Genomic DNA, 23,879 nt, shown 5'->3' on the forward strand with positions numbered 1-23,879 from the left:
CGGGGCCCAAAACCGACCGCCTCAACCTGACCCGCGCCTGCGCCGCCAACTTCAGCCCGATCTTCTCCATCTACAGCGACAGCTGCTGCGTGCTGGAATCCCTCAACCGCAAGGAGCGCGAACGCGCCCCGGATATCGACGTGGTTGACGGCGACGGAGTCAAGCACCGTCTCTGGCAGGTGAGCGATCCTAGCCTGATCGCCAAGACCCAATGTTTGATCGATAACAAGCCGCTGTTCATCGCCGACGGCCATCACCGCTACGAGACGGCCATCAACTACCGCAACGAGATGCGCGAGAAGCATCCCGGCTACACGGGCAAGGAACTTTTCAATTACGTGCTCATGTATTTTTCCAACATGGATGACAAGGGCATGCTGATTTTCCCCACCCATCGCCTGCTCCATGGGCTGGACAGCTTGAACATTCCCCAACTGCTGGATGCCCTCGGGGAATTTTTCGAGATCGAGACCGTCGATGTCGACGGCAGAAGCTCCACTGCTCGGCGGGCGGTGCGGGAAAAGCTCAAGGAAAAAGGCCGCCAGGCCCATGCCCTGGCACTGTTCGGCGGCGGCGGCCAGATTCATTACCTGGTTTTGAAGAACGACCGGATCATGGATCGCTTTTTTGACGAGAAGAGCCCCAAGGCTCTGCGTACCCTCGATGTCTCCATTTTGCACCGCCTGATTTTCGAGGATCTGCTCAAGATCAGTCCCGAGGCCCAGGAAAAGCAGACCCACCTCAAATACGTCAAGAATTTCGACGAGCCCTTTGACGCGGTGCTCTCGGGCGAATTCCAGGCGGCATTCCTGATGAACCCGCCGCGCATGTCCGAAGTGCGCGACGTGGCCAACGCCGGAGAGAAGATGCCGCAGAAATCCACCTACTTCTATCCCAAGCTGCTCAGCGGGTTGGTCATCAACCCCATCGTGGAGGGTGAGTCGGTCGCTGATTTCCCGGCGTGCTGAGCCACCGGAATCCGTCATGAGCGCTGAACTGAACGTTCAACGGCTGCTGGAATTTTTCGAGAAAAATGCCCGCTTTCCTCTGGCCTCCGAGGACGTGGCGCGGCACCTCGGCGTGGGCCGCCGCGATCGCAAGCGCTTGCGCGCCCTGCTTGATGACCTGGTGGAACGCGGCGCGCTGGTGCAGCTCAAGGGCGGGCGTTTCGCCCTGCCGCGCAAGGTCAATCTGGTCACCGGTACGATCAGCATGCACCGCGACGGTTACGGCTTTGTCAGCAGCGCTGACGCGGAGGGGAAGGACATTTTCATTCCCGCACGCTTTGCCCGCGAGGCCATGCACGGCGATCAGGTGGCGGTGCGGGTGGAGCGGGGCCTGCGCGGCGACAAGCCCGAGGGGCGCATCGTGCGGGTGGTGAACCGTGCCCACCAGACGGTGGTGGGCCGTTTCGAGCAAAGTCGTAAATTCGCCTATCTGGTTCCGTCCGATCCGCGCCTTGGGCAGGACATCTTCATCCCCCGCAACGCCCGCGGCAAGGCCCGCCCCGGCCAGATCGTGGTGGCGCGCCTCGATACCTTCCCCAGCAAGAACCGCAACCCCGAAGGCACTGTGATCGAGGTGCTCGGCGAGGCCGGCGATCCCGAGGTCGAAGTGCTGACCATCATTCACCAGCACGGCCTGCCCCATCGCTTTCCCACCGAGGTGTTGGTTGCGGCGAGCGAGATTCCCGAGGAGGTGCGGCCGGAAGAGCTGGTTGGGCGCGAGGATCTGCGCGAACTGGTCACCGTCACCATCGACGGTGAAACCGCCAAGGATTTCGACGATGCCGTGGCGGTGCGCGACGAGGGGCAGGGGCGCATCCGCTTGTGGGTCTCCATTGCCGATGTCGGGCATTATGTGCGCGAGGGCGATGTCATTGATCGCGAGGCCTATCTGCGCGGCACCAGCGTCTACTTTCCCGGGCGCTGCATCCCCATGCTGCCCGAGCGCCTGAGCAACGGCATCTGTTCCTTGAATCCCAACGTCGAGCGCCTGGCGCTGACCGCCGAGATGCTCTTCGATCGTGATGGCGCGCGGCTGGAACGTCGTTGTTATCCCGCGGTAATTCGCAGTCGCGCGCGCCTGACCTATACCCAGGTGCGGGCCATGATCGAAACCGGCGATGCGGCGGAAATTGCCCGCCACGCCGAGATCCATCCGCATTTGCTGGTCATGAAGACCTTGGCCGAACGCCTGCAGGAGCGCCGCCGGCGGCGCGGCAGTATCGATTTTGATCTGCCCGAGGCGGAGATCGTTCTGGATTTGCAGGGAAACATCGAGGACATCGTGCGCGGCGAGCGCTATTTCGCCCACCGTCTCATCGAGGAATTCATGCTCGCGGCCAATGAAGCCGTGGCCTCCTATCTCGGCGGGCTCGAGGTGCCGCTGCTCTACCGTGTGCACGAGCCGCCCTCCGCCGAGAAAATTCAGCAGTTCCAGGAACTGCTGCGCCATTTCAATCTCAGCCTGCCCGTCCGCCAGGGGCAGGTGACGCCGCGCGACTTGCAGAAACTGCTGGAAGACATCGCCGGGCGCCCCGAGGAACGCATGATCAACCAGGTGATGCTGCGCGCCATGAAGCAAGCCTGCTATTCGCCCGAGAATGTTGGGCATTTCGGCCTGGCGGCGGACGATTACTGTCACTTTACCTCACCCATTCGCCGTTATCCCGACCTGGTGGTGCACCGCGTGCTGCGTCGCGCCCTGGTCAAAAAGGGTCTGCCGGAAAAAGACAAACAGCGGCTTGCGGAAATCTTGCCGGAAATGGGCGAGTTGACCTCGGCCCGCGAGCGGCGCGCCATGGAGGCGGAACGCGACATCGTCGCCCTGAAAAAGTGTCAGTTCATGGAACGGCACCTGGGCGAGACGTTTGCCGGCATCGTTTCCGGCGTCCAGGCCTATGGCTTTTTCGTCGAACTGCAAGAGTTTTTCGTGGAAGGACTGGTGCGGGTCTCTTCCCTGGGCGACGATTTCTATCACTTCGAGGAAGAACGCCATCGGCTGGTCGGCGAATACAGTCGGCGCATCTTCCAGATTGGTGACAAAGTGCGGGTGCGCGTCGAACATGTCGATCTGGATCGGCGGCAAATCGATTTTGCCCTGACCGAGGTCGCTGACCCGTCCCCGGCCCCTTGAGCTCGACGTTTCATGCAGGTCATCAACGATCTCTCCAATATTGAACAGCCCTTTCGTCATGCCGTGGTCACCCTCGGCAACTTCGACGGGGTGCACCTCGGGCACCGCGAGATTTTTCGCCGCGTGGTGCATCGGGCCCGGGAAGCGGGCGGCACCGCCGTGGTTTTTTCCTTCTGGCCCCATCCCCTGCGGGTTTTGGCGCCTCACCAGGAACTGCGCCTGATCAATACCTACGAAGAAAAGGTGCGACTGATTGCCGCCTCCTGCATCGATGTGTTTCTATGTCCGGCCTTCACCCGGGATTTGGCGGCGCTGACGCCGGAAGAGTTCGTCAGGCGGATTCTGGTCGAGCGCGTCGGCGTGCGACGGATCGTCGTGGGCTACGATTATCGCTTCGGCCGGGGCCGCTCGGGCGATGCCGATCTTCTCAGGAAAATGGGCCAGGAATACGGTTTCGAGGTCGAAGTCATGGCGCCCATCGCGCAGGGGCAAGCGGTTTACAGTTCGACGCGGATTCGTGAACTGGTGAGCAAGGGCGAGGTGCGCGAGGTGGTCGCGTTGCTCGGCCGTCATTTCACCCTGGAGGGGCGGGTGGTGCATGGCGACCATCGAGGCACGAGCCTGGGCTTCCCCACCGCCAACCTGGCCACGGACAAGGAATTGCTGCCGGCGGCGGGGGTCTACGCCGTCAAGGCGCTCCACGGCGGCCACACCCATGACGCCGTCGCCAACATCGGCCGCAAACCCACCTTCGGCGGCGATGCCCTGAGCATCGAAGTCCACCTCCTCGATTTCACGGGCAATCTCTACGGCGAGTCACTACGGTTGTATTTCTTCGATCGGCTGCGCGCCGAGCAGCGCTTCAAAAGCATCGAGGATCTCCGCGCGGCCATTACCGCCGACATCGCCCGCGCCCGTGAAATTCTCGCCAACGCCCCCATCATCGCCTACCGCGACTACCTGGGCGAATGCGAGAGGAAAGAAACAACGGACCACGGACAGCGGACAAATGACAACTGACATCTCCGGCTCCACCCGCATCCTCGGCATCTTCGGCGATCCTGTCGCCCATTCCCTCTCGCCCCTGATGCAGAACGCCGCCCTGCGCGAGGCGGGGATCGACGCCGTCTATGTACCCTTTCATGTGAGGCCGGAGCAATTGCCCGGTGCCGTTGCCGGCCTGCGGCATCTCGGCATCTGGGGCGTCAATGTGACCGTGCCGCACAAGGAAGCGGTCATGGCGTTGCTGGATGAGGTCGACGAAGCGGCCCGGCTGATCGGCGCGGTCAATACCATCGTCCATCGCGCAGGGCGCCTGTGCGGGTACAACACCGACGGCGAGGGTCTGCTGGAAAGCCTGCGCGGCGACCTGGGTTTCGCACCGGCGGGGCGGCGAGTTCTGTTGCTGGGCGCCGGCGGTGCCTGCCGCGCGGCGCTGGCGGCGCTGGCCGCGGGGGGCGCGGCCTGGATCGGATTGGCCAATCGCAGTCTCTCCCGTGCTCAAGCCCTGGTGGACCATTTCGCCCCGCACTTCCCAGGCACGGCCTTTGCAGTCCTGCCCTTGTCCACCCAGGACGCGGACGAGAAGCTCGCGAGGGCCCTATCGACGGTCGATCTGCTGGTCAACACCACCAGCCTGGGTCTGCACGGCGAGGACATTTCCCTGCCCTGGCAAGCGCTTGCGCCCTGCGCCCCGGTTTGCGACATGGTTTATCGCCGCGGCGGCACGCCCCTGTACCATGAGGCTCGGGCGCGCGGCCATCTGGTCACCGATGGCTTGGGCATGCTGGCGGGCCAGGGCGAGCGGGCCTTTTTTCTTTGGACTGGACAAAAGCCGCCTTTCGGCGTTATGAAAGCCCGGCTTTTGGCCGAATTGACTGACAAATGACGCCCGCCTTGACATTTAGAAGTTAAAAATTTATTATAAATTCTATTTCAAGATCCGTTCCAGGGAGTGTTTTGCCAGCCATGACCAGCAATCGACTCGGAGAGCTTCTGGTTCGCAACAAGCTGATCACCAGCGATCAGCTGGCCAAGGCGGTGGAAGACCAGAAAGCGGGTGGCGGGCGGCTGGGTGCCAGCCTGATCAAGCTGGGTTTTCTGCATGACGGCGAACTGGCCGCCTTTTTGTCCAAGCAGTACGGCGTTCCCTCCATCAATCTCGACGAATTCGACATCGAACCGGCCATCGTTCGCCTGATCCCTCCGGAAATCGCGCAGAAATACCAGGTCGTTCCCGTCAATCGCGCCGGCGCCACCCTGATCGTGGCCATGAGCGATCCCTCCAATATTTTCGCCATCGACGACATCAAGTTCATGACCGGCTATAACATCGAGGTCGTGGTGGCGGCGGAAACGGCCATCAAGGCGGCGATTGACCGCTATTACGACCAGAGCCAGTCCCTGGCCGACGTCATGGAGGATCTCGACGACATCGACCTGGAAGTGGTCGACGAGCATGAAAACGTCGATGTCGCGGCGCTGGAGAAGGCCACGGAAGACGCGCCCGTGGTCAAGCTGGTCAACCTGATCCTCACCGACGCCATCAAGAAAAAGGCCTCGGATATCCATATCGAACCTTACGAAAAGACCTTTCGCGTGCGTTACCGCATCGACGGCGTGCTCTACGAAGTGATGAAGCCGCCCATGAAGCTCAAGAACGCCATCATCTCGCGCCTCAAGATCATGTCGGAAATGGACATCGCCGAGCGCCGCCTGCCGCAGGACGGGCGCATCAAGATCAAGCTGCCGGGCGGCAAGGACATGGACTTTCGCGTCAACTGCCTGCCCACCCTGTTCGGCGAGAAAGTGGTCTTGCGTCTGCTCGACAAGAGCAACCTGCAGCTCGACATGACCAAGCTCGGCTACGAGCCCCAAGCCCTGGAATGGTTCAAGCGCGAGATCCACAAGCCTTTCGGCATGGTGCTGGTCACCGGGCCGACGGGCTCGGGCAAGACGGTGTCGCTTTATTCGGCGCTGGCCGAACTCAACAAGACCACGGAAAACATTTCCACGGCCGAGGATCCCGTCGAATTCAACTTCGCCGGGATCAACCAGGTGCAGATGCACGAGGAAATCGGCCTCAACTTCGCCACCGCCCTGCGCGCCTTTCTGCGCCAGGACCCCGACATCATCATGATTGGCGAGATCCGCGACTTCGAGACGGCGGAGATTGGCGTCAAGGCCGCTCTCACCGGCCATCTGGTGCTTTCGACCCTGCACACCAACGATGCGCCCTCGACCATCAACCGTCTGCTCAACATGGGCATCGAACCCTTCCTGGTGGCCTCGGCGGTCAACCTCATCACGGCCCAGCGTCTGGCGCGGCGGGTGTGTCCCGAGTGCCGCGAGATGGAGGACATCCCCAAGCAGGCCCTCATCGAGGCCGGGGTTCCCGCCGAGGAGGTCGACAGTTACATCTGCTATAGAGGGCGCGGCTGCAACAATTGCAACAACACCGGCTATCGCGGCCGTGTCGGCTTGTATCAGGTCATGCCCATGTTCGAGGAAATCCGCGAAATGATTCTGGCCGGGGCCAACACCGCCGAGATCAAGCGCGAATCCATGCGCCTGGGGGTCAAGACCATGCGCCAATCGGCGCTGACCAAGCTCAAGGAGGGCATGACCTCTTTCGAGGAAGTGCTGCGCTGCACCATCGCGGACGATTGATCGGTTTTTCCCCCTTTGCCGAAGGGGGATGGAGGGGGATGTGTACCAGGGAAATTTACGAATCTGAATTCGGGGGAATCCTATGTCTGCCAATATTCATCAGTTGCTCAAAACCATGGTCGAGCAGGGGGCTTCGGACCTGCATATCTCCACCGGCACGCCGCCGCAGTTGCGCATCGACGGCAAGGTGATGCCGACCAAGTTGCCGCCCATGACCCCGGCGGAGACCAAGCAACTGTGCTACAGCATTCTCACCGACGCGCAGAAGCGCAAGTTCGAGGAAGACAACGAGCTCGACTTTTCCTTCGGTGTCAAGGGCCTGTCGCGCTTCCGCGGCAATCTCTTCATGCAGCGCGGCGCCGTGGCCGGGGCTTTCCGCCTGATCCCCTACAAGATCCTTACCTTCGAGGAACTCGGCCTGCCCCAGGTGGTGAAGGACATCTCGCGCAAACCCCGGGGCCTGGTGCTGGTCACCGGCCCCACGGGCAGCGGCAAGTCGACCACCCTGGCCTCCATGATCGACCTGATCAACAGCGAGCGCCAGGAACACATCATGACCATCGAGGATCCCATCGAGTATCTGCACCCGCACAAAAAGTGCCTGGTCAATCAGCGCGAGGTCGGCGCCGACACGGCGTCCTTCAAGAAGGCGCTCAAGCACATCCTGCGCCAGGATCCGGACGTGGTGCTGCTCGGCGAGTTGCGCGACCTCGAAACCATCGAGGCCGCCCTGACCATCGCCGAGACCGGCCATCTGTGCTTCGCCACCCTGCACACCAACGGCTGCGTGCAGACCATCAACCGCGTCATCGACGTGTTCCCCACCAACCAGCAGACCCAGGTGCGCGCCCAGCTCTCCTTCGTGCTTGAGGGCGTGCTCAGCCAGACCCTGATCCCCAAGGCCTCCGGGCGCGGGCGGGTGCTGGCTTTGGAGATCATGGTGCCCAACCCCGCGATCCGCAACCTGATCCGCGAGGACAAGGTGCATCAGATTTATTCACAGATGCAGATGGGGCAGGAAAAATTCAGCATGCAGACCATGAACCAGTCTTTGTTCATGCTCTATCATCAGCGGCACATCACCCTGGATGACGCCGTCGGGCGCTCCTCCGATCCCGATGAGCTGCGTCAGATGATCGCCAATCCCAGCGCCGTGCTCAAGCGCATGAACCCTGCCGCGGCGGCGCGGGCCTGAGGGAGCGAGGATAAGCCATGGCCAAATTTGCCTGGGAAGGAAAAACCCGTGCCGGCGCCACGCAGAAAGGCGAGATGGAAGCCCCCAACGAGGCGGCCGTCACCGCGACCCTGCGCCGCCAGGGGATCATGCCGTCAAAAATCAAGGAGCGCGGCAAGGGCCTCGATCGCGACCTCAAGATCCCCGGCATGGAGCCGCGCATCACCACCAAGGATCTGGTGGTCTTCACCCGCCAGTTCGCCACCATGATCGATGCCGGCCTGCCCCTGGTGCAGTGCCTCGACATCCTCGGCCGCCAGCAGGACAACAAGACCTTCAAGAAAATCCTGGTGCAGGTCAAGGAGGATGTGGAGGCGGGTTCGACCTTTGCCGACTCCCTGAAAAAGCATCCCAAGGCTTTTGACGAACTCTACGTCAACCTGGTCGCCGCCGGCGAGGTGGGCGGTATTCTCGACACCATTCTCAACCGCCTGGCCGCCTACATCGAAAAAGCCCTCAAGCTCAAGAAGAAAATCAAGAGCGCCATGACCTATCCGGCCACGGTGGTGGGCATCGCCTTCATCGTCATCGCCGTGATCCTGGTGTTCGTCATTCCCGCCTTCGAATCCATGTTCGCCGATTTCGGCGGTGCGCTGCCCGCGCCCACCCAGATCGTCATCAACATGAGTAATTTCGTGCAGGATTACATCCTGGCGATCATTGGCGGCTTCATTTTGCTGGTTTTTCTGTTCAAGCGGATCTACCGCACCAAGAAGGGCCGCGCCCGCATCGACGACTGGGCCCTCAAGTTGCCCATATTCGGCCCCTTGATCCGCAAGGCCGCGGTGGCCAAGTTCACCCGCACCCTGGGCACCATGATTTCCTCGGGCGTGCCGATCCTCGACGGTCTCGACATCGTCGCCAAGACCGCCGGCAACAAGACGGTGGAAACCGCCATCTACAAGGTGCGCCAGAGCATCAGCGAGGGCAAGACCATCGCCGAGCCCCTGGAAAAGTCCGGTGTGTTTCCGCCCATGGTGTGCCAGATGATTTCCGTCGGCGAGCAATCGGGCGCCATCGACACCATGCTGAATAAAATCGCCGATTTCTATGACGATGAGGTCGATGACGCCGTGGCGGCGTTGACCGCCATGCTCGAACCGCTGCTCATGCTGTTTCTCGGCACCACCGTCGGCGGCCTGGTCATCGCCATGTATCTGCCCATCTTCAAACTTGCCGGAACGGTCGGCGGCTGAAACGGTTTTTTCCCATGGATGCGACATCCCCCGCGACGGGTCGGCCTGAGCCGACCCGTTCGCAGTTGAGCTGGTTTCTGTTTTTCCGCGTGGTGGTCATCACCCTGTTTCTCGGCGGGGCGATCCTCTACCAGCTCACCGGGCGCGGGGTGCCCTCCCAAAAGGCCGCCGACTATCTCTCTTTGCTGGTCGCTCTGTCCTACGCCCAGGCGTTGGTTTCCGCCGTGGTGCTGCGCCGCCTCTCGCGCTTTCGCACCTTCACCCAGGCGCAGATCATCTGGGACCTGGTGTTCGTCACCCTGCTCATTTACCTGAGCGGCGGCATCGAGAGCCTGTTTTCCTTCCTGTATATCCTGGTCATCATCAGCAGCGCCTTCTTGTTGACCCGCCGCGATGCCCTGGTGGTCGCCGCCGCAGCGTCGATTCTCTACGGCAGTCTGCTGGATCTGCAATATTTCGAACTCCTGCCGCTGCTCGGCGGCCTGCCCTTTCCGGTGGATATCGATGTGCGCACGGTATTTTACGCCGTGTTCATCAATGTCCTGGCGTTTTTCCTGACCGCCCTGCTCAGCGGCACCCTCAGCGAGCGGTTGCGCCGCAGCGAGGAAGCCCTGGAACTGCGCCGGATCGACTATGAAGAGTTGGAAAATCTCAACCGCACCCTGCTCGCCAATATCGGCAGCGGACTGCTGATCGTCAACTCCCAGGGGCGTATCCGATCTTTCAACGCGGCGGGGAGCAAGATCACCGGCTACGGACTTGAAGAGGTCTACGATCGGGATATCCGCGAGGTGTTTCCGGGTCTTGCGGTTTTTGACGGCCAGATTCGCCTGGTCAGCCGCGGGGAAGGTCAATTGATCGACCGGCAGGGGAAAAGTCATGTCATCGGCTACGACGCCACTTACCTGCGCGATCGCGACCAGCAGATCCTCGGATTGCTCGTCACTTTTCAGGATTTGAGCGAGATCAAGGGGATGGAGGATCGGCTCAAACAGGCTGATCGACTAGCGGCGGTGGGCAGGCTGGCGTCGGGCATGGCGCATGAAATCCGCAATCCCCTGGCCTCCATCAGCGGGTCGGTGCAGTTGCTCATGGAAGGGGGCCGGTACAGCGAGGACGACAAGCGTCTGATGCGCATCGTCGTGCGCGAGGCCGACCGTCTCGGGGCGCTGCTCACCGATTTTCTGCTCTACGCTCGTCCGCAGTCGCCCCAGCCCGAGCCGGTCAATGTCGCGGCGCTGCTCGATGAACTTGCCGACCTGCTCATGGCGGATGAGCGTTTTTCTGCTATAGAGATACACAGGCAATACGCCGCGCAGGTTTGGCTGAATATCGACCGTCGCCAGTTTCGCCAAGCCCTGTGGAACCTGGTGATCAACGGCGCCGAGGCCATGGAGGGCCAAGGCGTGTTGCGCTTGGGCGCCGTCGAGGGAAAAATCTGGGTCGAGGATAACGGCCCGGGTATCGCATCCGAGGTTCGCCCGAAGATTTTCGAGCCGTTTTTTACCACCAAGGACACGGGCAGCGGTCTGGGTCTGGCCATGGTGCATGCCATCGTTTCCGCCCACGGTGGGGAGATTGAATTGACGCAAGGCCAAGGGGGCGGAGCCCGTTTCGTAATCCGCCTACCGGACAAATCAACCCGGACCTGAGGGCGCGCGGCGACGCGCCCTTGGTGGTTCCTGGGGAATCAGTGATAGGGAGAGATCGCTTGGACATCAAGGATTTTCGCATACTGATCGTCGATGACGAGGAAAGCCTGCGCGAGGTGCTGTCCATCATGTTGCATCGCGAAGGCTACCGGGTCGAGGCGGCCGCCGACGGCGCCCAGGCATTGGCGCGCCTCAAGGATCAAGCCTACGATCTGATCATCAGCGACATCAAGATGCCGCGCGTCGGCGGTTTCGAGCTGTTGCGCCATGTGCGGGAAACCTCGCCGGATACGGTCATGATCATGATTACCGCCTTTTCGTCCACGGAGGAAGCGGTGGAGGCGATGAAGCAGGGCGCCTACGACTACATCACCAAGCCGTTTAAAAACGAGGAGATCCGCATCATCGTGCGCAACGCCCTGGAGCGGCGCACCCTGCGTCAGGAAAGCCGCCGGCACCAAGCCGAGGGCGCGCGGCGCCAGTCCCTGGGCGGGCTGATCGGGCAGAGCCGCTGCATGCAGGAACTCTACGATCTGATTGAAAAGGTCGCCGCCACGCGGGCCAACGTGCTCATTACCGGCGAAAGCGGCACGGGCAAGGAAGTGGTCGCCAAGGCCATCCATTACAACAGCGACCGCCGCGACATGCCCTTTATTCCCATCAACTGCGGGGCCATACCAGAAAATCTGCTCGAAAGCGAACTCTTCGGCCACGAGAAAGGTTCCTTCACCGGCGCCATCAGCCAGAAGCAGGGGCTGTTCGAGGTGGCCAACCTGGGCACCCTGTTTCTCGATGAGATCGGCGAGTTGCCGCCCATGATGCAGGTCAAGCTGCTGCGCGTGATTCAGGAACGGGAATTTCGCCGGGTCGGCGGAACCAAGAACATCCGTTGCGACGTGCGGGTGATCGCGGCGACCAACAAGGATCTGGAGGTGGAGGTCAAAAGCGGGGCGTTTCGCGAGGATCTCTTCTATCGACTCAATGTCATTCGCATCGAATTGCCCCCCCTGCGCGAACGCCGGGAAGACATTCCCCTGCTGGTCGAGCATCTTTATCAGAAGCTGACCGGGCGCGAAGGCTTCCAGATCGAGGAAGCGGCCATGCGGCGGTTGCTGGAATACCGGTGGCCGGGCAACATCCGTGAACTGGAAAACGTCATCGAGCGCTGCGTGGTGCTGGGGGCTGCGGACAGACTGACCGCCCAGGCCCTGCCCCTGCCGTTGCAGGCGGCGCAAGCCGGAGGTGGCGAAACCCTGGGAACAGGTCTCGAGATTCCCGACAGCGGGTTCGATCTCGATGCCTATCTCGGCGCCATCGAACAGGAAATTCTTCAGAAAGCCTTGGAAAAAACCGGCGGGGTGCGCAAGAAGGCCGCCGAATTGCTCGGCATCTCTTTTCGCTCGATTCGCTATAGACTGGCGAAATTCGGCATTTCACCGGATGACGAGGAGTAGTCCGCGGGCAGGGCGGACGAAATTGTCTACAGAACCTTTAGAACAGCCGCTTGCGCGATATGGGCGCGGCGGCTGTTTTTTTGACGGGGGCCGGGCGAGATTTGTCCTGCTGGAGCAGACTTTCCACGGCGACCTGGAGGGCTTTGGCGGTGAAGGGTTTGGCGAGGTAGACCTGGCCGCCGCAGCGAAATCCCTGGCGGTAGTCGCCGAGGTCGCTTTTGGCGGACACGAAGGCCACGGGCGTGGATTTGATTTCCTCGGTGCGGCGGATTTTGTGGGCGAGGGTGAAGCCATCGCAGCCGGGCAGCATGACGTCGAGCACCACGGCGTCGGGGCGTTCCTGCAGGATCATGTCGTAGGCCTCAAGGCCGTTGCTGGCGGCCAGGGTCTGGTAGCCGAGGCGCTGGAGCAGGGTCAGTTGCAGGGTCAGAATGCCCGGGTCGTCTTCCACGCAAAGAATCTTGGCCTGCATCGTGTCTTGTTCTCCCTGGGCCGACAGGTTTGAAAAGCTTGTCGGCATCTAGGCTGTTCATTAAAAAACGGGCGAATCTTAACAGAAAATCCTTGGCGTTTCCACAAAAAAGCGGACAAAAAACGTGGAGATATCCGCGCTCGGCGGAAATTAGACAATATCGGGGTGATCCTGGCGGCGGCGCTTGGCGTAATAGGAAAAAATGCAGATGCTCACCCCGGCGCACATGGCCAGTCCGCCGACGAGCGCAATGCGCGCTCCCGGATCGTAATTAATGGTCAGGATCGAATAGGTCCGGTAAAGCGGCTCGGAGGGACGCAGCGCGGCTCCTTGCCGAACCAGTTCCTGCGGCACGCCTTCGCGCAGGACATACCAACCCTGCCAGAGGGTTTCGCCGGCCCCGGCGAGACGCAGATGCAGAGCGGGGTTGGTCAGGCCGCCCATGGGAACCATCCGGTCGCCCATGCGCCGGGCGGAGGGCAGAAAGTCCAGGACAGTCAACGTCTTGCCCTCCGGCAGGCGGATCTCGGCACCCCTGTGCAAGTCGACCGTTCCCTGGCCGGGAACAAGGACGCGAAAGCCGGTGGCCTCCTGGCCGAAGCTCGCCGGTAAAATGACTAGGCCGCGGTGCATGAGGGGGTGGTTGGTCCGTACCTCCTTGCGCGCAAGTTCGCGCTCGCCGTCGAGCAGGGTCAGGTGATTGATCATGTCCAAGGGGCGACGTCCGGTCTGGTCGAAGACCGGGCGAAAATCATCAAGTCGCAGACTCAACCCGGGATGGCCGCTCAGAGCCAGGGTCTCGCCGACAGGTAGGACGTTCCCGGCGGTCCGGTATCCGGCCAGATGTCCCCAAAAGAAAGCCGCCAGCAGCAGGCAGAAGCCGAAGTGGATGAGATATTCGCCGGTTTTGCGCCACCGGCTACGTAATCTGGCCAGCCAGTCGACCAGGCAGCACAGGGTGTTGACGCCGAAGGCGAGGAGCAGCAGGGCGGCCAGGGGCATCCACAGGGTATGCAAAGGGGCCTGGCGCGCGGCCTGGGGATACCATTGGCCGAGGGTCACGGCATCCAGGTCGCCGAACAGGCGCGGGTGGTAGTGCATGATCAACGAGCCGGCCATGATCACCAGGGTTGCGAGGGACGCCAGCACGATGGCCAGTTTGAGGGAAGTCAGCCAGTCCCAGATTTTCTCTTTCATAAGCATCGCTAGTGTCCCGTGTGGTTAGTCATGTCAAATAATTCTGAGATATTTTGGGTGCTGTCAAGGCGTCGTCAACGCAGGCCTAGCCGTGCGCTAAGTCAAGTTGGCGCAACGCAGGCAGCGCCAAAAATAGCCGGAATTTGAAGACAAGACTAGCCGCACGGGACACCAGGGTCTATTCGAGGGGATGGTTGCTCTGCAGCAGCAGGCCGATGCCGAGGTAGGTGAACAGCACCACGAAAAACCCGGCGATGGAGAGCAGGGCGTAGCCTTCGCCCTGCCAGCGCCGCACGAATTTGGCGTGGCACATGCCGGCGTAGAACAGCCAGACGATAAACGACCAGACGCCCTTGATGTTCCAGGAGAACCAGTAGCCCCAGGCGACATAGGCCCAGATGCTGCCGCTGATCATGCACAGGGAGAAAAACACGAAGCCCAGCAGGATGGCTTCCTCGTTGTGGCGACGCAGCAGGTCGCGCGGCGGCATGCTCGGCGGGCGCAGGAAGCCGGGCAGCAAATAGGCGACGGCCACGGAGAAGGCCATGGCGAATAGGGCATAGCCCATGAAGGAAAAGGCCACGTGCATGGTGAACAAAGGCGTGTCGAGGGCCGGAATCAAGGGCGAAATCATCGGCCCGCGGCGCAAGGCGCCCACCAGCAGCAGCATCGTGACGCCGAGGACGAACAGCCCTGCGGCGCCGATGCGGTAGCGCAACTCGAAATAAAGGAAGGTGCCGCCCATGGCCCAGCTGAAGAAAAACAGCGTGGAAAACAGATTGGTCACGGGCAGGTAGCCCGCCTGCACCCAGGCGGCGGCCAAATACAGGGTTTGCAGGGCGAAGGCCAGGCCGGTCAGGGCTAGGGCGCCGCGCCGCAAGGCGCGCCGCTCGCCGCCGAGCAAAAAGAACTGCACCAGGGCAGCGGCCAGGTAGAGGCCCAGGGCTCCCTGGAGCAGGAGCACCGAATCGGGATTGAGCATGATGGCGGTCAGGTCTCCTCTTTGGATAGGTGCTGAACTTGCTGAAAAACGCTCCGAGGGTATCACAACCTTGATGCCCGGAAAAGTTTTTCCGGCCCGTCGCATGCCGATTTTCTTGTTAACCCTGTGTTTCTGGTTGGTTGACAAGGCTGGGGTCGCATGTTAATTTTCCAGCCCATGAGCGATGAACTTTACAGCGTGCGCATGCATGCCGAGCGTGCCGGTGCCCACCTGTGCGGCGCCGAGCGGCTGGTGTCGGCGGACCGGATCGAGGAAACCGCCGCCGTCCTGGTGCGCCGGGCCCTTGTCCATCCGCGCGGATGCGCCGAGGGTCTGCGCCTGGCCGTCGATCGGGTCGATCCGGCATCGGTGGTGCGCGGACGCTTGCCCGCGGTGACCACCCTGCAGGTTTCGGATTTCTCCACCGGGCGCGCCCTCGCCGCGGAGTTGCTGGCAAAGGCCGGCGTGTCTAGCGCGGCGGCCGTTTTTGCCATCCATTGCCTGGCGCGGGGCGCGGCCCCGGATGGCCGGAGCATGCGCGGCGCCATGTTGGTCGGGGCCACGAGCGGCCGGCGCCTGGAACCCGATGCCGCCCGCGGCGTGCGCGTGACACGCATGGATCTCTCGCCCCAAGCCGAGGAGCGTCTGCGCGCCGACCTCGCCGCTTGTGGTCTGGACCGCCCGCAGGTGCGCGAGGCCCTGGTGCTTGCCGCCAAGGTTCTGGCCGCTCCGGGTGTGGTGGCGGAACTCTGCTGGTCGGATGATCCCGATTACACCACCGGCTACGTGGCCTCAGCGGATTTGGGCTATGTGCGCCTCACCGAACTCAAGCCGGCAGGCGATGAGCGGGGCGGTCGGGTGTTTTTCGTCGATGAGGCGCGGGTGGATCTGGCGGCCTTGATCGCCTTTCTGGAGCATCAGGTGTTTCTCGCCGATGCCGTCGGCGCCGTCTATCCGCCTCGGGAGCCGCGGTGATGGAGAACTATCGCCGGGAGCTGGCGGATCTTGACCGCGCGGGGATGCTGCGCTCCCTGCGCACCCTGGAGGGCGCCCAAGGGCCGCGCGTGCTGCTGGACGGGCGCGAGGTGTTGCTGTTGTGTTCCAACAACTACCTGGGCCTGGCCGGTCATCCCCGCCTGGCCCGCGCCGCAGCCGATGCCGCCCTGGAATTCGGCGCGGGCAGCGGCGCCAGCCGCCTGGTGTCGGGCTCCCTGGCCCTGCACGCGGAGCTCGAAGCGCGCATTGCCGCTTTCAAGGGCACCGAGGCAGCTCTCGTGTTCAATTCGGGTTATGCCGCCAACACTGGCATCCTGCAGGGCCTGGCGGGGCCCGACGACCTGATCTTCTCCGACGCCCTCAACCATGCCTCCATCATCGACGGCTGCCGCCTGTCCCGCGCCCGCACGCTGGTGTATCCCCACGGCGATGTCGATGCCCTCGAAGGGTTGATGCGCCGCGCGCAACCGGCGCGGCGCGGCCGCTGGTTCATCGTGACCGACGGGGTGTTCAGCATGGACGGTGATCTGGCGCCCCTGTCCGAGCTGGCCGCGCTCAAGGAGCGCTATGACGCCCTGCTCATGGTCGACGACGCCCACGGTACGGGCGCGCTCGGCGCAACCGGCCGCGGCAGCGGCGAGGCGCTGGGCTGTCTGGCGCGCATCGATCTGCACATGGGCACCCTGGGCAAGGCGCTGGGGGGCTTCGGCGCTTTTCTGGCCGCCTCGCGGCCCATCATCGACATTCTGGTCAATCGGTCGCGGCCTTTCATTTTTTCCACCAGCCTGCCGCCGGCGGTTCTGGCGGCAGCCCTGGCGGCTTTTGATCTGGTGGATTCGGAGGAAGGGCGCAGTCGGCGGGAACGCCTGGAGCACAACCGTGAGGTTTTTGCCGCGCCCCTGCGCGCGGCGGGTCTGGATCTGTGCGGCAGCACGACGCAAATTCTACCGATCCTCACCAGCGCGCCGCAGCCGACCATGGCCGCCGCGAGGGCCCTGCTCGAACGCGGGATTTTTCTGCAAGGCATCCGTCCACCGACGGTTCCCGAGGGGCGCTGCCGCCTGCGCGCCACGGTCATGAGCGATCATGATCCCCAGGAGTTGGCCGCGGCGGCCGAAACCCTCCTCGAAGTCCTGCGGGCGCAGCCATGAACACCCTGACGCTCGCCGACGGCCGCCGCCTGGCCTATCGCGACGCCGGGCAGGGCCCGCTGCTGGTTTTGCTGCATGGCTGGGCCCAGTCATCGGCCGCGTTCAGCGAGGTCATACCGGAGTTGGCCCGGGACTTTCGCGTTCTGGCCCCCGATCTGCGCGGCCACGGTTATTCCGCTCCGGCCGAGGGGTACGGCCTGGACGACTTCGCGACCGATGTGCGGGGCCTGGTCGAGAGCCTGGGGCTGGACACCTTTGCCCTGGGCGGCTGGTCCCTGGGCGGGCAGGTGGCGCTGCGGCTGGCCCAGGCCATGCCCGAGCGCATCGGACGCCTGCTGCTCATCGCCACCACCCCGCGTTTCACGACCTGCGCCGACTGGCATCAGGGTTTGCCCGCCGCGCAAGTGCGCACCCTGAGTCGCAACGCGCAGCGCGCCTACGAAAAGACCCTGGGAGATTTCTTCAACATGCAGTTTGGCGCCGGGGAAATTTCACGGGAACGTTACCTGCGGATTCTGAATTTCGCGGTGCGGGCTGGTCGGTTGCCGGACTTGGATGCCGCCCTTGGGGGCCTGCAAACCCTGCAGGAGGCGGATTTACGCGCGCAACTCGGCGCCATCGCCTGTCCGACGCTGGTTGTGCACGGCCGCGAGGATCGGATTGTTCCAGTGGCGGCCGGACGTTTCCTGGCGCAAGCGATCAGCGCGGCGCGCTGGTGCGAGTTGGCGGAAGCGGGGCACGCCCCTTTTCTCAGCCGGCCTGAACAGACCCTGAATCTCTGGCGCGAGTTTCTGCAATGAGCGCGGTATCCCTGACCCAGGTGCGGGAGCATTTTTCCTGTCATGCCGAGGAATACGATCGCTTTGCTCGAGTACAGAAAGTTGTCGCCGCGCGCCTGGTGGCCCAGGCCTGGCCGCTTCCGCAGGACGGGCCGGTGCTCGATGTGGGAACCGGCACCGGCGAGGTGGCCCGCTGCCTGCGTGAGCGCGACGCCGTTCTGTCGCTGGTGATCTGTGACCTGGCACCCGGCATGACGCGCCATGCCGCGGCGAGCCTGCCCGGCGCCCTGGCGGTCGATGCCGATGCCCAGGCCCTGCCGTTTGCCGCCGGGACTTTCGCGGCGGTCCTGTCCGCCTCGGTCTATCAATGGATGAACGATCTGCCGCAAGCCTTTGGCGAAGCCCGTCGGGTGCTCGTCCATCAGGGCTTGTTCGCCTTTGCTCTGTTCGGCGCGGGAACCCTGCATGAGCTGCGCACCTCGCACCGCCGGGCGGTTGCCGAAGTCAAGGGCGCCGACCGGTCCCATGTCCAGGAATTCCCGAGCCGCGATGAGGTGGCCGCCGCCTTGGCGTCCGGTGGTTTTCGCGTGGCGCGGCTGTGGAGCGAGAACGAGGTGGAATGGCATCCGACGCCCGCTGATCTGCTGCGCACCCTGAAAAAAATCGGCGCCCAGAACGCCAGCGACCGGCGCCCCGCGGGACTGGCCTCGCGGCAGGTCATGCAGCGCATGAACGAGATTTACCGCGCGGATTTCGCCCGCGACGGGCAAATCCCGGCCACCTATGAAGTGATCTACGGCTTGGCGAGGAAGGATTCGTAGGTGCGCCCCGGGCGGACGCGGTTCGCCCCTACAGCGCTTGCAGGATGACGCACTTAAGGTAGTCGGTTTCAGGGCAGGCGAGCAGCACCGGGTGATCCAGGGCCTGGCCGCGGACTTCGATGAGGCGCAGGCAGCGACCGGCCTTGGTGGCGGCTTGGCGCAGGGTGTCGAGGAAGAGCTCGCGCTCCATGTGGTAGGAACAGGAGCAGGTGAAAAGAAAACCGCCCGGTGCCAGCAGTTCCATGGCGCGGCGGTTGATGGTCAGGTAGCCGCGCACCGCTTCGGTCAGGCGTTTCTTGCTTTTCACGAAGGCGGGCGGATCGAGCACGATGGTATCGAAGCGCTCGCCGGCGGCGGCCAGATCGCGCAGCACATCGAAGACATCGCCCTGGGTGAAGCGACAGCGCTCGGCGAAGCCGTTGAGCTCGGCGTTGCGCCGGGCCAGGGCCAGGGCGCCGGCGGAAATATCGATGCCGAGCACCTCGCGCGCGCCGTACTTGGCGGCATGCGCCGCCCAGGCCCCCGAATAGCAGAACAGATCCAGAACCCGTCCGCCCTCGACCCGACCACGCAGGGCCTGGTGGTTTTCCTTCTGGTCGAGAAAATGGCCGGTTTTCTGGCCGCCCAGCACGTCCACCGCAAAGCGCAGCCCATTTTCACCAACGATCACCTCCGCCGGTAGCTCGCCGCGCAGCAACTCCACCGCCTGGGGCAGACCCTCGAGTTCCCGCACGCCCACATCGTTGCGCGCCACCACGGCCGCGGGGTGCAGCAGATCCTGCAAGGCCGCGAGGATGGCGTCGCGGCGTCGTTCCATGCCCAGGGTAAGAAACTGCAAGGACAGGACCGGGCCGTACCGATCCACCACCAGGCCGGGCAGCAAATCGCTTTCGCCGTGGACGAGACGCACCCCGTCCAGGTCGCCGTAAATCGCGCGGCGGTAATCCAGGGCCTGGGCGATGCGGCGGCGGAAGAAGTCCGCGGAGTCGATCTCCTCCGGGCGGGACGAAAGCATGCGCACCGCGATCAGCGAACGTGGATTGTAATAGCCCGTGCCGAGGCAATCTCCCTTGGGGCCATGGACGGTCACGGCGTCGCCGGGCGCGGGTTGGCCCTCGATGCGCCCGATTTCGTTGCTGAACACCCAGGGATGACCCGCGCGCAGGCGGCGGTCATGGCCGGGGGCGAGAAGTATCCTGTTCACTTGCAGACATCGCTTTCCAGCAGGACGCTGAGGATACGGCGGGCTTCCTCGGAAACCACCTGATAGAACACCTCGACGCCGTCGCGGCGCCCCTCGATGATGTTCTTGTTCTTGAGCAGCGCCAGGTGCTGGGACACGGTCGCCTGGGGCAGGTTGAGACATTCCCAGATTTTTTTGACGTTGCAGCTCTGGGACATGAGGCCCGCAACGATTTTCAGTCGCACCGGATGGCCGAGAACCTTGAGGATTTCGGCTTGCCGGTCAAACGATTGCATTTTGTCAAATTCCATGCCCGAAGGGATCTCCAAGGAAAATGTTTACGAGGCTGGTCAATAATTAATTCGGAAAATTCTATTATTGCAAGGGTTGCATGTCAAGACTGACGCCGTGAGCCGGTTGGGCCGGGGCGAGGGCGGCGCCGATAGGCTCTTGCGCTCCCGGCGGGGATCGCTTAACCTTGGCTCCGAAACTCCCAGGGAGACAGCAGATGGATATGTTTTTTACTGTCCTGGTGTTTTTTGCCGGGCTGTTCATTCTTTACCACGGGGCCGAATTCCTGGTGAACGGCAGTTCCCAGCTGGCTTTTTCCTATGGGGTGCGGCCGCTCATCGTCGGCATGACGGTGGTCGCCTTCGCCACCAGCATGCCCGAACTCATGGTGTCCCTGCTGGCGGCCGTCAAGGGGTCGTCGGACATGGCCGCCGGCAACATCATCGGTTCCAACATCGCCAACATCGGTCTGATTCTCGGGATCGCGGCGCTGCTGTTGCCCATGGCCGTGGGGCGCGCCACCCTGACGCGGGAGATCCCCTTCATGATCGGGGCTTCCCTGCTGGTTTACGTCTTTTGTCTCGACGGCGTGCTGAGCTTCGTCAATGGTCTGGTGTTATTTCTGTTTTTGCTGGTTTTTCTGGCCTATTGCATCAAGACCGCGCGGGTCAAGGTCCCCTATGAGCTGGACGTTGCATCGGAAGCCGGCGGGAAAGGGCAGGGACGCCGGCGCAATCTGCTCTTTATTGCCCTGGGCATGGTTGGGCTGGGCGTCGGCGCCGAGTTGATGGTGCGTTCGGCGGTGATCATCGCCACCGCTTTGGGTATTTCCGAGCTGGTCATCGGCATGACGGTGGTCGCCGTGGGCACCAGCCTGCCGGAACTGGCGGCCTCGGTGGTGAGCGCCTGGAAGGGCGAGATGGATCTGAGCGTCGGCAACGTCATCGGCAGCAACATCTTCAACGTGTTGTTCGTCCTGGGTGTGTGCCCCATGATCCGCCCGCTGAGCGTGGATCCCTCGGTGTTGCGTTTTGAATTGCCCGTCATGCTGGCCTTCAGCGTCGCCTTGATTCCGCTCTTGTGGAGCGGCCGCAAGCTCGACCGGCCGCGCGGCGCCCTGTTGCTGGTCGCCTATCTGCTGTTTATCGGAGTGCTGTTCGTATGAAAACTCTTCGTCGTCTTGTTCCTGCCGTCGTCTTTTTCCTGATTTGCCTCTTCGCCGCGCCGCCGGCGGCCTGGTCCTCCACGACCGTCGATCCCCTCGACGCCATGATGAATGAATCCTATGTCTACGATGTGGCCTTTCTCTGGTTCAACCGCCTGGCGGAAGCCCGTCTGAGTTTTTTTCCCGGAGAGAAAGAAGGGACCTATCGCGCGGTTCTCGAAGCCCATACCCGCGGCCTGGCGGCGACCGTGACGCGCGACCGCAGCGAGGTTCACAGCTCCCTCATGGAGCGCCTGCCCGACGGGCGTCTGCGCTCCCTGGTCTATGAGTCCCAGGCCAGCAAGGGGCGCGGCAAGAATCGCGAGGATCGCACCAGCCGCTATGTGTATGACTACGAGGAGCAGAAGATTTTCCGTGAGAGGGTTAAGCGCGGCCAGGAAAGCCGGGAAGTTTTCGAGATGCCCGAATCAGGGTTCTTCAACGACGTGCTGACCGCCTTCTATAACTTTCGCGCCGGTTACTTCGGCGACATCGTGCCCGGGGGGCATTACCGCATTCCCACCTTCAGCCGCAAGGGGCCTTCCTATATCCTCGTCGATGTCTACCGCGAGGCCGAGCGGCCGCGGCACGCTCATTTCCCCCGTGGGGGCCTGCTCTGTCGGGTCGAGCTCGATCAGGAAGTCTTCGACACGGATGACGGCGCGGTTTTCGTGTGGTTTGACGGGCAGCGACGGCCTGCTCGCGGCGTCGTCGAGAATGTTCTCGGCCTGGGTGATGTGCGCGGCAGTCAGAGATGAAAGAGCGCCCTTGAGTTTTTTTCTTAACGAGTTCCTGCTGGAGTTTTCATGAACGCTTCAACCATTTTCGTGATCGGCCATAAGAATCCCGACACCGACTCCATTTGCAGCGCCATGGCCTATGCCCGTCTGCGGTCCGCCCAAGGGTTGCAGGGGGTGCAGGCGGCGCGGGCGGGCAACATCAATCGCCAGACCGAATTCGTGCTTGAGGAATTGGCCCTGCCGGTGCCGCCGGTGTTGACCGACGTGCATCCCCGCGTGCGCGACGTGCTCGGCGAGCATGTCGTCACCGTGCCCTGGGACGCGCCGCTGTCCCGGGCACTGGAACTCTTTCATCTGCACAGCATCCGCATGCTCCCGGTGATCGATGCCGACCAGCGGCCCCTGGGTGCACTTTTTCTCAAGAAAATCTCCGAGCGCTTCCTGGTGCCGCGCGAGGAGAAGGAGATCCGCCGGGTGCAGGCCAGTCCCGCCTCCATCATGAAATGCCTCAAGGCCCAGGGCCTGAATCTGGTGGATGGCGATGCCATTGAAAATCTCAACCTCTACGTCGGCGCCATGGATTCGGCGACTTTTCATCAACGCATGGAGGGCCTGGACCCGCGCGGCATGATCCTGGTGACGGGCGACCGTTTGAAAATCCTGCGGGAGGCCGTCGATTTCGGCGTGCGCGTGCTCATTGTGACCGGCAGTCTGCCCATCCCTCCGGAGATCCTTGAGGCGGGCATGCGCAATCAGGTGACGATTCTCTCCACCCCTTTCGACACCGCCACCACCAGCTGGCTCACCCGTCTGTCCACCCCGGTGCATCATCTGGTCAAGGACGATTTCATCTCTATCGGCGCTCTCGATCGCCTCGACGATCTGCGCCTCAAGCTGCTGCACAGCAGCGACCCCGGGGCCGTGGTGCTTGACGGCGAGGGGCGGGTGTGCGGGGTGGCGACCAAGAGCAATCTGCTGCGGCCCTCGCCAGTCAAGCTGATCCTGGTCGATCACAACGAACTGTCTCAGGCGGTGAGCGGCGCCGACAAGGTGGAAATCATCGAGGTCGTCGACCATCATCGCCTCGGCAATTTTCACACGGATCATCCCATTCGGTTCATCAACCAGCCTCTGGGCAGCACCTGTTCGGTGGTGGCCAGCCTTTACCGGCAGAGCGGCATCGTCCCCGACCGGGTGACCGCTGGTCTGATGCTGGCCGGTCTGCTGTCCGACACGGTGATTCTCAAATCACCCACCACCACCGACGTCGATCGGGAACTGGCGACCTGGCTGGGAAGCCTGTCGGGATTTGATCCCCAGGATTTCGGCAAGCGGATTTTTTCCGCCGGCAGCGCCCTGGCCGCCTATCCCTCGCCGCGCCATCTGGTGCTGGCGGATTTCAAGGAATACGAGGCCGGCGAGCAGAAGTTCGGCGTCGGGCAGGTGGAGGTGGTGAGCTTTCAGGAATTCCACAACATGAAGGACGTCATCGTGGACACCCTGGGACGTATCAAGGACGAGCGGCACCTCGACGTGGCCGGGCTGCTGGTGACCGACATCGTTCAGGAAACCAGCCTGCTGCTGGCCCTGGGGGGCAAGGAACTGCCCTATGTCATCAGCTATCCCCAGGTGGAGGAAAATATCTACGAACTCAAAGGGGTGCTCTCGCGCAAGAAGCAGTTGGTGCCCCATCTGCTGAAGGTTTTGAAAGGAGTCTGAG

The 23,879-nt window shown here is 62.8% G+C and carries 21 protein-coding genes; 16 read left to right on the plus strand and 5 right to left on the minus strand.

The features are described 5' to 3' along the window. The 9 genes from QAT43_RS05320 to QAT43_RS05360 all read left to right on the plus strand — a co-directional run. A partial coding sequence (locus QAT43_RS05320) for a DUF1015 domain-containing protein (RefSeq protein WP_305042010.1) occupies positions 1-968 on the plus strand: 968 nt, incomplete at its 5' end. Positions 969-984: 16 nt separating this feature from the next. Then, on the plus strand, positions 985-3,138 hold the full coding sequence (rnr, locus tag QAT43_RS05325) for a ribonuclease R (RefSeq protein ID WP_305042011.1): 2,154 nt from the start codon (positions 985-987) through the stop codon (positions 3,136-3,138). Positions 3,139-3,150: 12 nt separating this feature from the next. After that, the gene (locus QAT43_RS05330) at positions 3,151-4,158 is read left to right on the plus strand and encodes a bifunctional riboflavin kinase/FAD synthetase (protein ID WP_305042012.1); all 1,008 of its coding nucleotides are present in this window, start codon (positions 3,151-3,153) and stop codon (positions 4,156-4,158) included. Next, complete coding sequence (gene aroE / locus QAT43_RS05335) at positions 4,148-5,026, plus strand: shikimate dehydrogenase (protein WP_305042013.1); 879 nt, start codon at positions 4,148-4,150, stop codon at positions 5,024-5,026. Before QAT43_RS05330 ends, aroE begins: the two co-directional genes overlap by 11 nt. A gap of 80 nt (positions 5,027-5,106) precedes the next feature. After that, positions 5,107-6,807 (plus strand): type IV-A pilus assembly ATPase PilB, encoded by a 1,701-nt coding sequence (gene pilB / locus QAT43_RS05340; RefSeq protein WP_305042014.1) that lies wholly within the window; start codon positions 5,107-5,109, stop codon positions 6,805-6,807. A gap of 82 nt (positions 6,808-6,889) precedes the next feature. Further along, on the plus strand, positions 6,890-8,002 hold the full coding sequence (locus QAT43_RS05345; RefSeq protein WP_305042015.1) for a type IV pilus twitching motility protein PilT: 1,113 nt from the start codon (positions 6,890-6,892) through the stop codon (positions 8,000-8,002). 17 nt (positions 8,003-8,019) lie between these two features. Next, positions 8,020-9,237, plus strand: coding sequence for a type II secretion system F family protein (locus tag QAT43_RS05350; RefSeq protein ID WP_305042016.1), 1,218 nt, complete (start codon positions 8,020-8,022; stop codon positions 9,235-9,237). Positions 9,238-9,251: 14 nt separating this feature from the next. Continuing rightward, positions 9,252-10,889: a two-component system sensor histidine kinase NtrB gene (locus QAT43_RS05355; RefSeq protein WP_305042017.1), complete on the plus strand. Its 1,638-nt coding sequence runs from the start codon at positions 9,252-9,254 to the stop codon at positions 10,887-10,889. A 128-nt stretch (positions 10,890-11,017) separates the two neighbouring features. Beyond that, positions 11,018-12,343: a sigma-54-dependent transcriptional regulator gene (locus QAT43_RS05360; protein ID WP_442900213.1), complete on the plus strand. Its 1,326-nt coding sequence runs from the start codon at positions 11,018-11,020 to the stop codon at positions 12,341-12,343. 37 nt (positions 12,344-12,380) lie between these two features. On the opposite strand, the gene QAT43_RS05365 is transcribed toward QAT43_RS05360, so the two are convergent. The 3 genes from QAT43_RS05365 to ccsA all read right to left on the minus strand — a co-directional run bounded on the left by QAT43_RS05365 (position 12,381) and on the right by ccsA (position 14,994). After that, positions 12,381-12,815, minus strand: a complete 435-nt coding sequence (locus tag QAT43_RS05365; protein WP_305042019.1) for a response regulator transcription factor — start codon at positions 12,813-12,815, stop codon at positions 12,381-12,383. 150 nt (positions 12,816-12,965) lie between these two features. Continuing rightward, positions 12,966-14,012 carry a cytochrome c biogenesis protein ResB gene (locus QAT43_RS05370; protein ID WP_305042020.1) on the minus strand — a complete coding sequence of 349 codons (1,047 nt, stop codon included), beginning with the start codon at positions 14,010-14,012 and terminating at the stop codon, positions 12,966-12,968. Between the two features lie 178 nt (positions 14,013-14,190). Beyond that, positions 14,191-14,994, minus strand: coding sequence for a cytochrome c biogenesis protein CcsA (gene ccsA, locus QAT43_RS05375; protein ID WP_305042021.1), 804 nt, complete (start codon positions 14,992-14,994; stop codon positions 14,191-14,193). Positions 14,995-15,153: 159 nt separating this feature from the next. On the opposite strand from ccsA, the gene QAT43_RS05380 reads away from it, so the two are divergent. From QAT43_RS05380 to QAT43_RS05395, 4 genes are read left to right on the plus strand one after another with little or no spacing between them, the layout of a single operon-like run. Then, entirely contained in the window at positions 15,154-15,969 is an 816-nt protein-coding gene (locus QAT43_RS05380; protein WP_305042022.1) for a 6-carboxyhexanoate--CoA ligase, read from the plus strand. After that, complete coding sequence (bioF, locus tag QAT43_RS05385; protein ID WP_305042023.1) at positions 15,969-17,141, plus strand: 8-amino-7-oxononanoate synthase; 1,173 nt, start codon at positions 15,969-15,971, stop codon at positions 17,139-17,141. The genes QAT43_RS05380 and bioF overlap by 1 nt, the downstream gene beginning before the upstream one ends. Next, positions 17,138-17,941, plus strand: a complete 804-nt coding sequence (locus QAT43_RS05390) for an alpha/beta fold hydrolase (RefSeq protein WP_305042024.1) — start codon at positions 17,138-17,140, stop codon at positions 17,939-17,941. Before bioF ends, QAT43_RS05390 begins: the two co-directional genes overlap by 4 nt. Further along, positions 17,938-18,741, plus strand: a complete 804-nt coding sequence (locus tag QAT43_RS05395) for a methyltransferase domain-containing protein (RefSeq protein WP_305042025.1) — start codon at positions 17,938-17,940, stop codon at positions 18,739-18,741. Before QAT43_RS05390 ends, QAT43_RS05395 begins: the two co-directional genes overlap by 4 nt. Before the next feature lie 28 nt (positions 18,742-18,769). Here the strand turns inward: QAT43_RS05395 and QAT43_RS05400 are convergent, their stop codons facing one another. Beyond that, positions 18,770-19,945, minus strand: coding sequence for a class I SAM-dependent rRNA methyltransferase (locus tag QAT43_RS05400; protein WP_305042026.1), 1,176 nt, complete (start codon positions 19,943-19,945; stop codon positions 18,770-18,772). Next, positions 19,942-20,235: an ArsR/SmtB family transcription factor gene (locus tag QAT43_RS05405; RefSeq protein ID WP_442900212.1), complete on the minus strand. Its 294-nt coding sequence runs from the start codon at positions 20,233-20,235 to the stop codon at positions 19,942-19,944. Before QAT43_RS05405 ends, QAT43_RS05400 begins: the two co-directional genes overlap by 4 nt. A gap of 197 nt (positions 20,236-20,432) precedes the next feature. On the opposite strand from QAT43_RS05405, the gene QAT43_RS05410 reads away from it, so the two are divergent. The 3 genes from QAT43_RS05410 to QAT43_RS05420 are packed head-to-tail and all read left to right on the plus strand — an operon-like array spanning position 20,433 to position 23,878. After that, positions 20,433-21,380: a calcium/sodium antiporter gene (locus tag QAT43_RS05410; protein WP_305042028.1), complete on the plus strand. Its 948-nt coding sequence runs from the start codon at positions 20,433-20,435 to the stop codon at positions 21,378-21,380. Continuing rightward, positions 21,377-22,177, plus strand: a complete 801-nt coding sequence (locus tag QAT43_RS05415) for a DUF3108 domain-containing protein (RefSeq protein ID WP_305042029.1) — start codon at positions 21,377-21,379, stop codon at positions 22,175-22,177. The genes QAT43_RS05410 and QAT43_RS05415 overlap by 4 nt, the downstream gene beginning before the upstream one ends. A gap of 48 nt (positions 22,178-22,225) precedes the next feature. Beyond that, positions 22,226-23,878 (plus strand): putative manganese-dependent inorganic diphosphatase, encoded by a 1,653-nt coding sequence (locus QAT43_RS05420; RefSeq protein ID WP_305042030.1) that lies wholly within the window; start codon positions 22,226-22,228, stop codon positions 23,876-23,878. The last annotated feature ends 1 nt before the right edge of the window (position 23,879 follow it).

Origin of the sequence: Geoalkalibacter sp., from assembly GCF_030604225.1 — a bacterium.
Taxonomy (GTDB): Bacteria; Desulfobacterota; Desulfuromonadia; order Desulfuromonadales; family Geoalkalibacteraceae; genus Geoalkalibacter.

Excerpts from the sequence above, each read along its gene's own strand:
- rnr (WP_305042011.1), top strand. The coding sequence starts at position 985 with ATGAGCGCTGAACTGAACGTTCAACGGCTGCTGGAATTTTTCGAGAAA.
- QAT43_RS05330 (WP_305042012.1), top strand. The coding sequence starts at position 3,151 with ATGCAGGTCATCAACGATCTCTCCAATATTGAACAGCCCTTTCGTCAT.
- aroE (WP_305042013.1), top strand. The coding sequence starts at position 4,148 with ATGACAACTGACATCTCCGGCTCCACCCGCATCCTCGGCATCTTCGGC.
- pilB (WP_305042014.1), top strand. The coding sequence starts at position 5,107 with ATGACCAGCAATCGACTCGGAGAGCTTCTGGTTCGCAACAAGCTGATC.
- QAT43_RS05345 (WP_305042015.1), top strand. The coding sequence starts at position 6,890 with ATGTCTGCCAATATTCATCAGTTGCTCAAAACCATGGTCGAGCAGGGG.
- QAT43_RS05350 (WP_305042016.1), top strand. The coding sequence starts at position 8,020 with ATGGCCAAATTTGCCTGGGAAGGAAAAACCCGTGCCGGCGCCACGCAG.
- QAT43_RS05355 (WP_305042017.1), top strand. The coding sequence starts at position 9,252 with ATGGATGCGACATCCCCCGCGACGGGTCGGCCTGAGCCGACCCGTTCG.
- QAT43_RS05360 (WP_442900213.1), top strand. The coding sequence starts at position 11,018 with ATGTTGCATCGCGAAGGCTACCGGGTCGAGGCGGCCGCCGACGGCGCC.
- QAT43_RS05365 (WP_305042019.1), bottom strand. The coding sequence starts at position 12,815 with ATGCAGGCCAAGATTCTTTGCGTGGAAGACGACCCGGGCATTCTGACC.
- QAT43_RS05370 (WP_305042020.1), bottom strand. The coding sequence starts at position 14,012 with ATGAAAGAGAAAATCTGGGACTGGCTGACTTCCCTCAAACTGGCCATC.
- ccsA (WP_305042021.1), bottom strand. The coding sequence starts at position 14,994 with ATGCTCAATCCCGATTCGGTGCTCCTGCTCCAGGGAGCCCTGGGCCTC.
- QAT43_RS05380 (WP_305042022.1), top strand. The coding sequence starts at position 15,154 with ATGTTAATTTTCCAGCCCATGAGCGATGAACTTTACAGCGTGCGCATG.
- bioF (WP_305042023.1), top strand. The coding sequence starts at position 15,969 with ATGGAGAACTATCGCCGGGAGCTGGCGGATCTTGACCGCGCGGGGATG.
- QAT43_RS05390 (WP_305042024.1), top strand. The coding sequence starts at position 17,138 with ATGAACACCCTGACGCTCGCCGACGGCCGCCGCCTGGCCTATCGCGAC.
- QAT43_RS05395 (WP_305042025.1), top strand. The coding sequence starts at position 17,938 with ATGAGCGCGGTATCCCTGACCCAGGTGCGGGAGCATTTTTCCTGTCAT.
- QAT43_RS05405 (WP_442900212.1), bottom strand. The coding sequence starts at position 20,235 with ATGGAATTTGACAAAATGCAATCGTTTGACCGGCAAGCCGAAATCCTC.
- QAT43_RS05410 (WP_305042028.1), top strand. The coding sequence starts at position 20,433 with ATGGATATGTTTTTTACTGTCCTGGTGTTTTTTGCCGGGCTGTTCATT.
- QAT43_RS05415 (WP_305042029.1), top strand. The coding sequence starts at position 21,377 with ATGAAAACTCTTCGTCGTCTTGTTCCTGCCGTCGTCTTTTTCCTGATT.
- QAT43_RS05420 (WP_305042030.1), top strand. The coding sequence starts at position 22,226 with ATGAACGCTTCAACCATTTTCGTGATCGGCCATAAGAATCCCGACACC.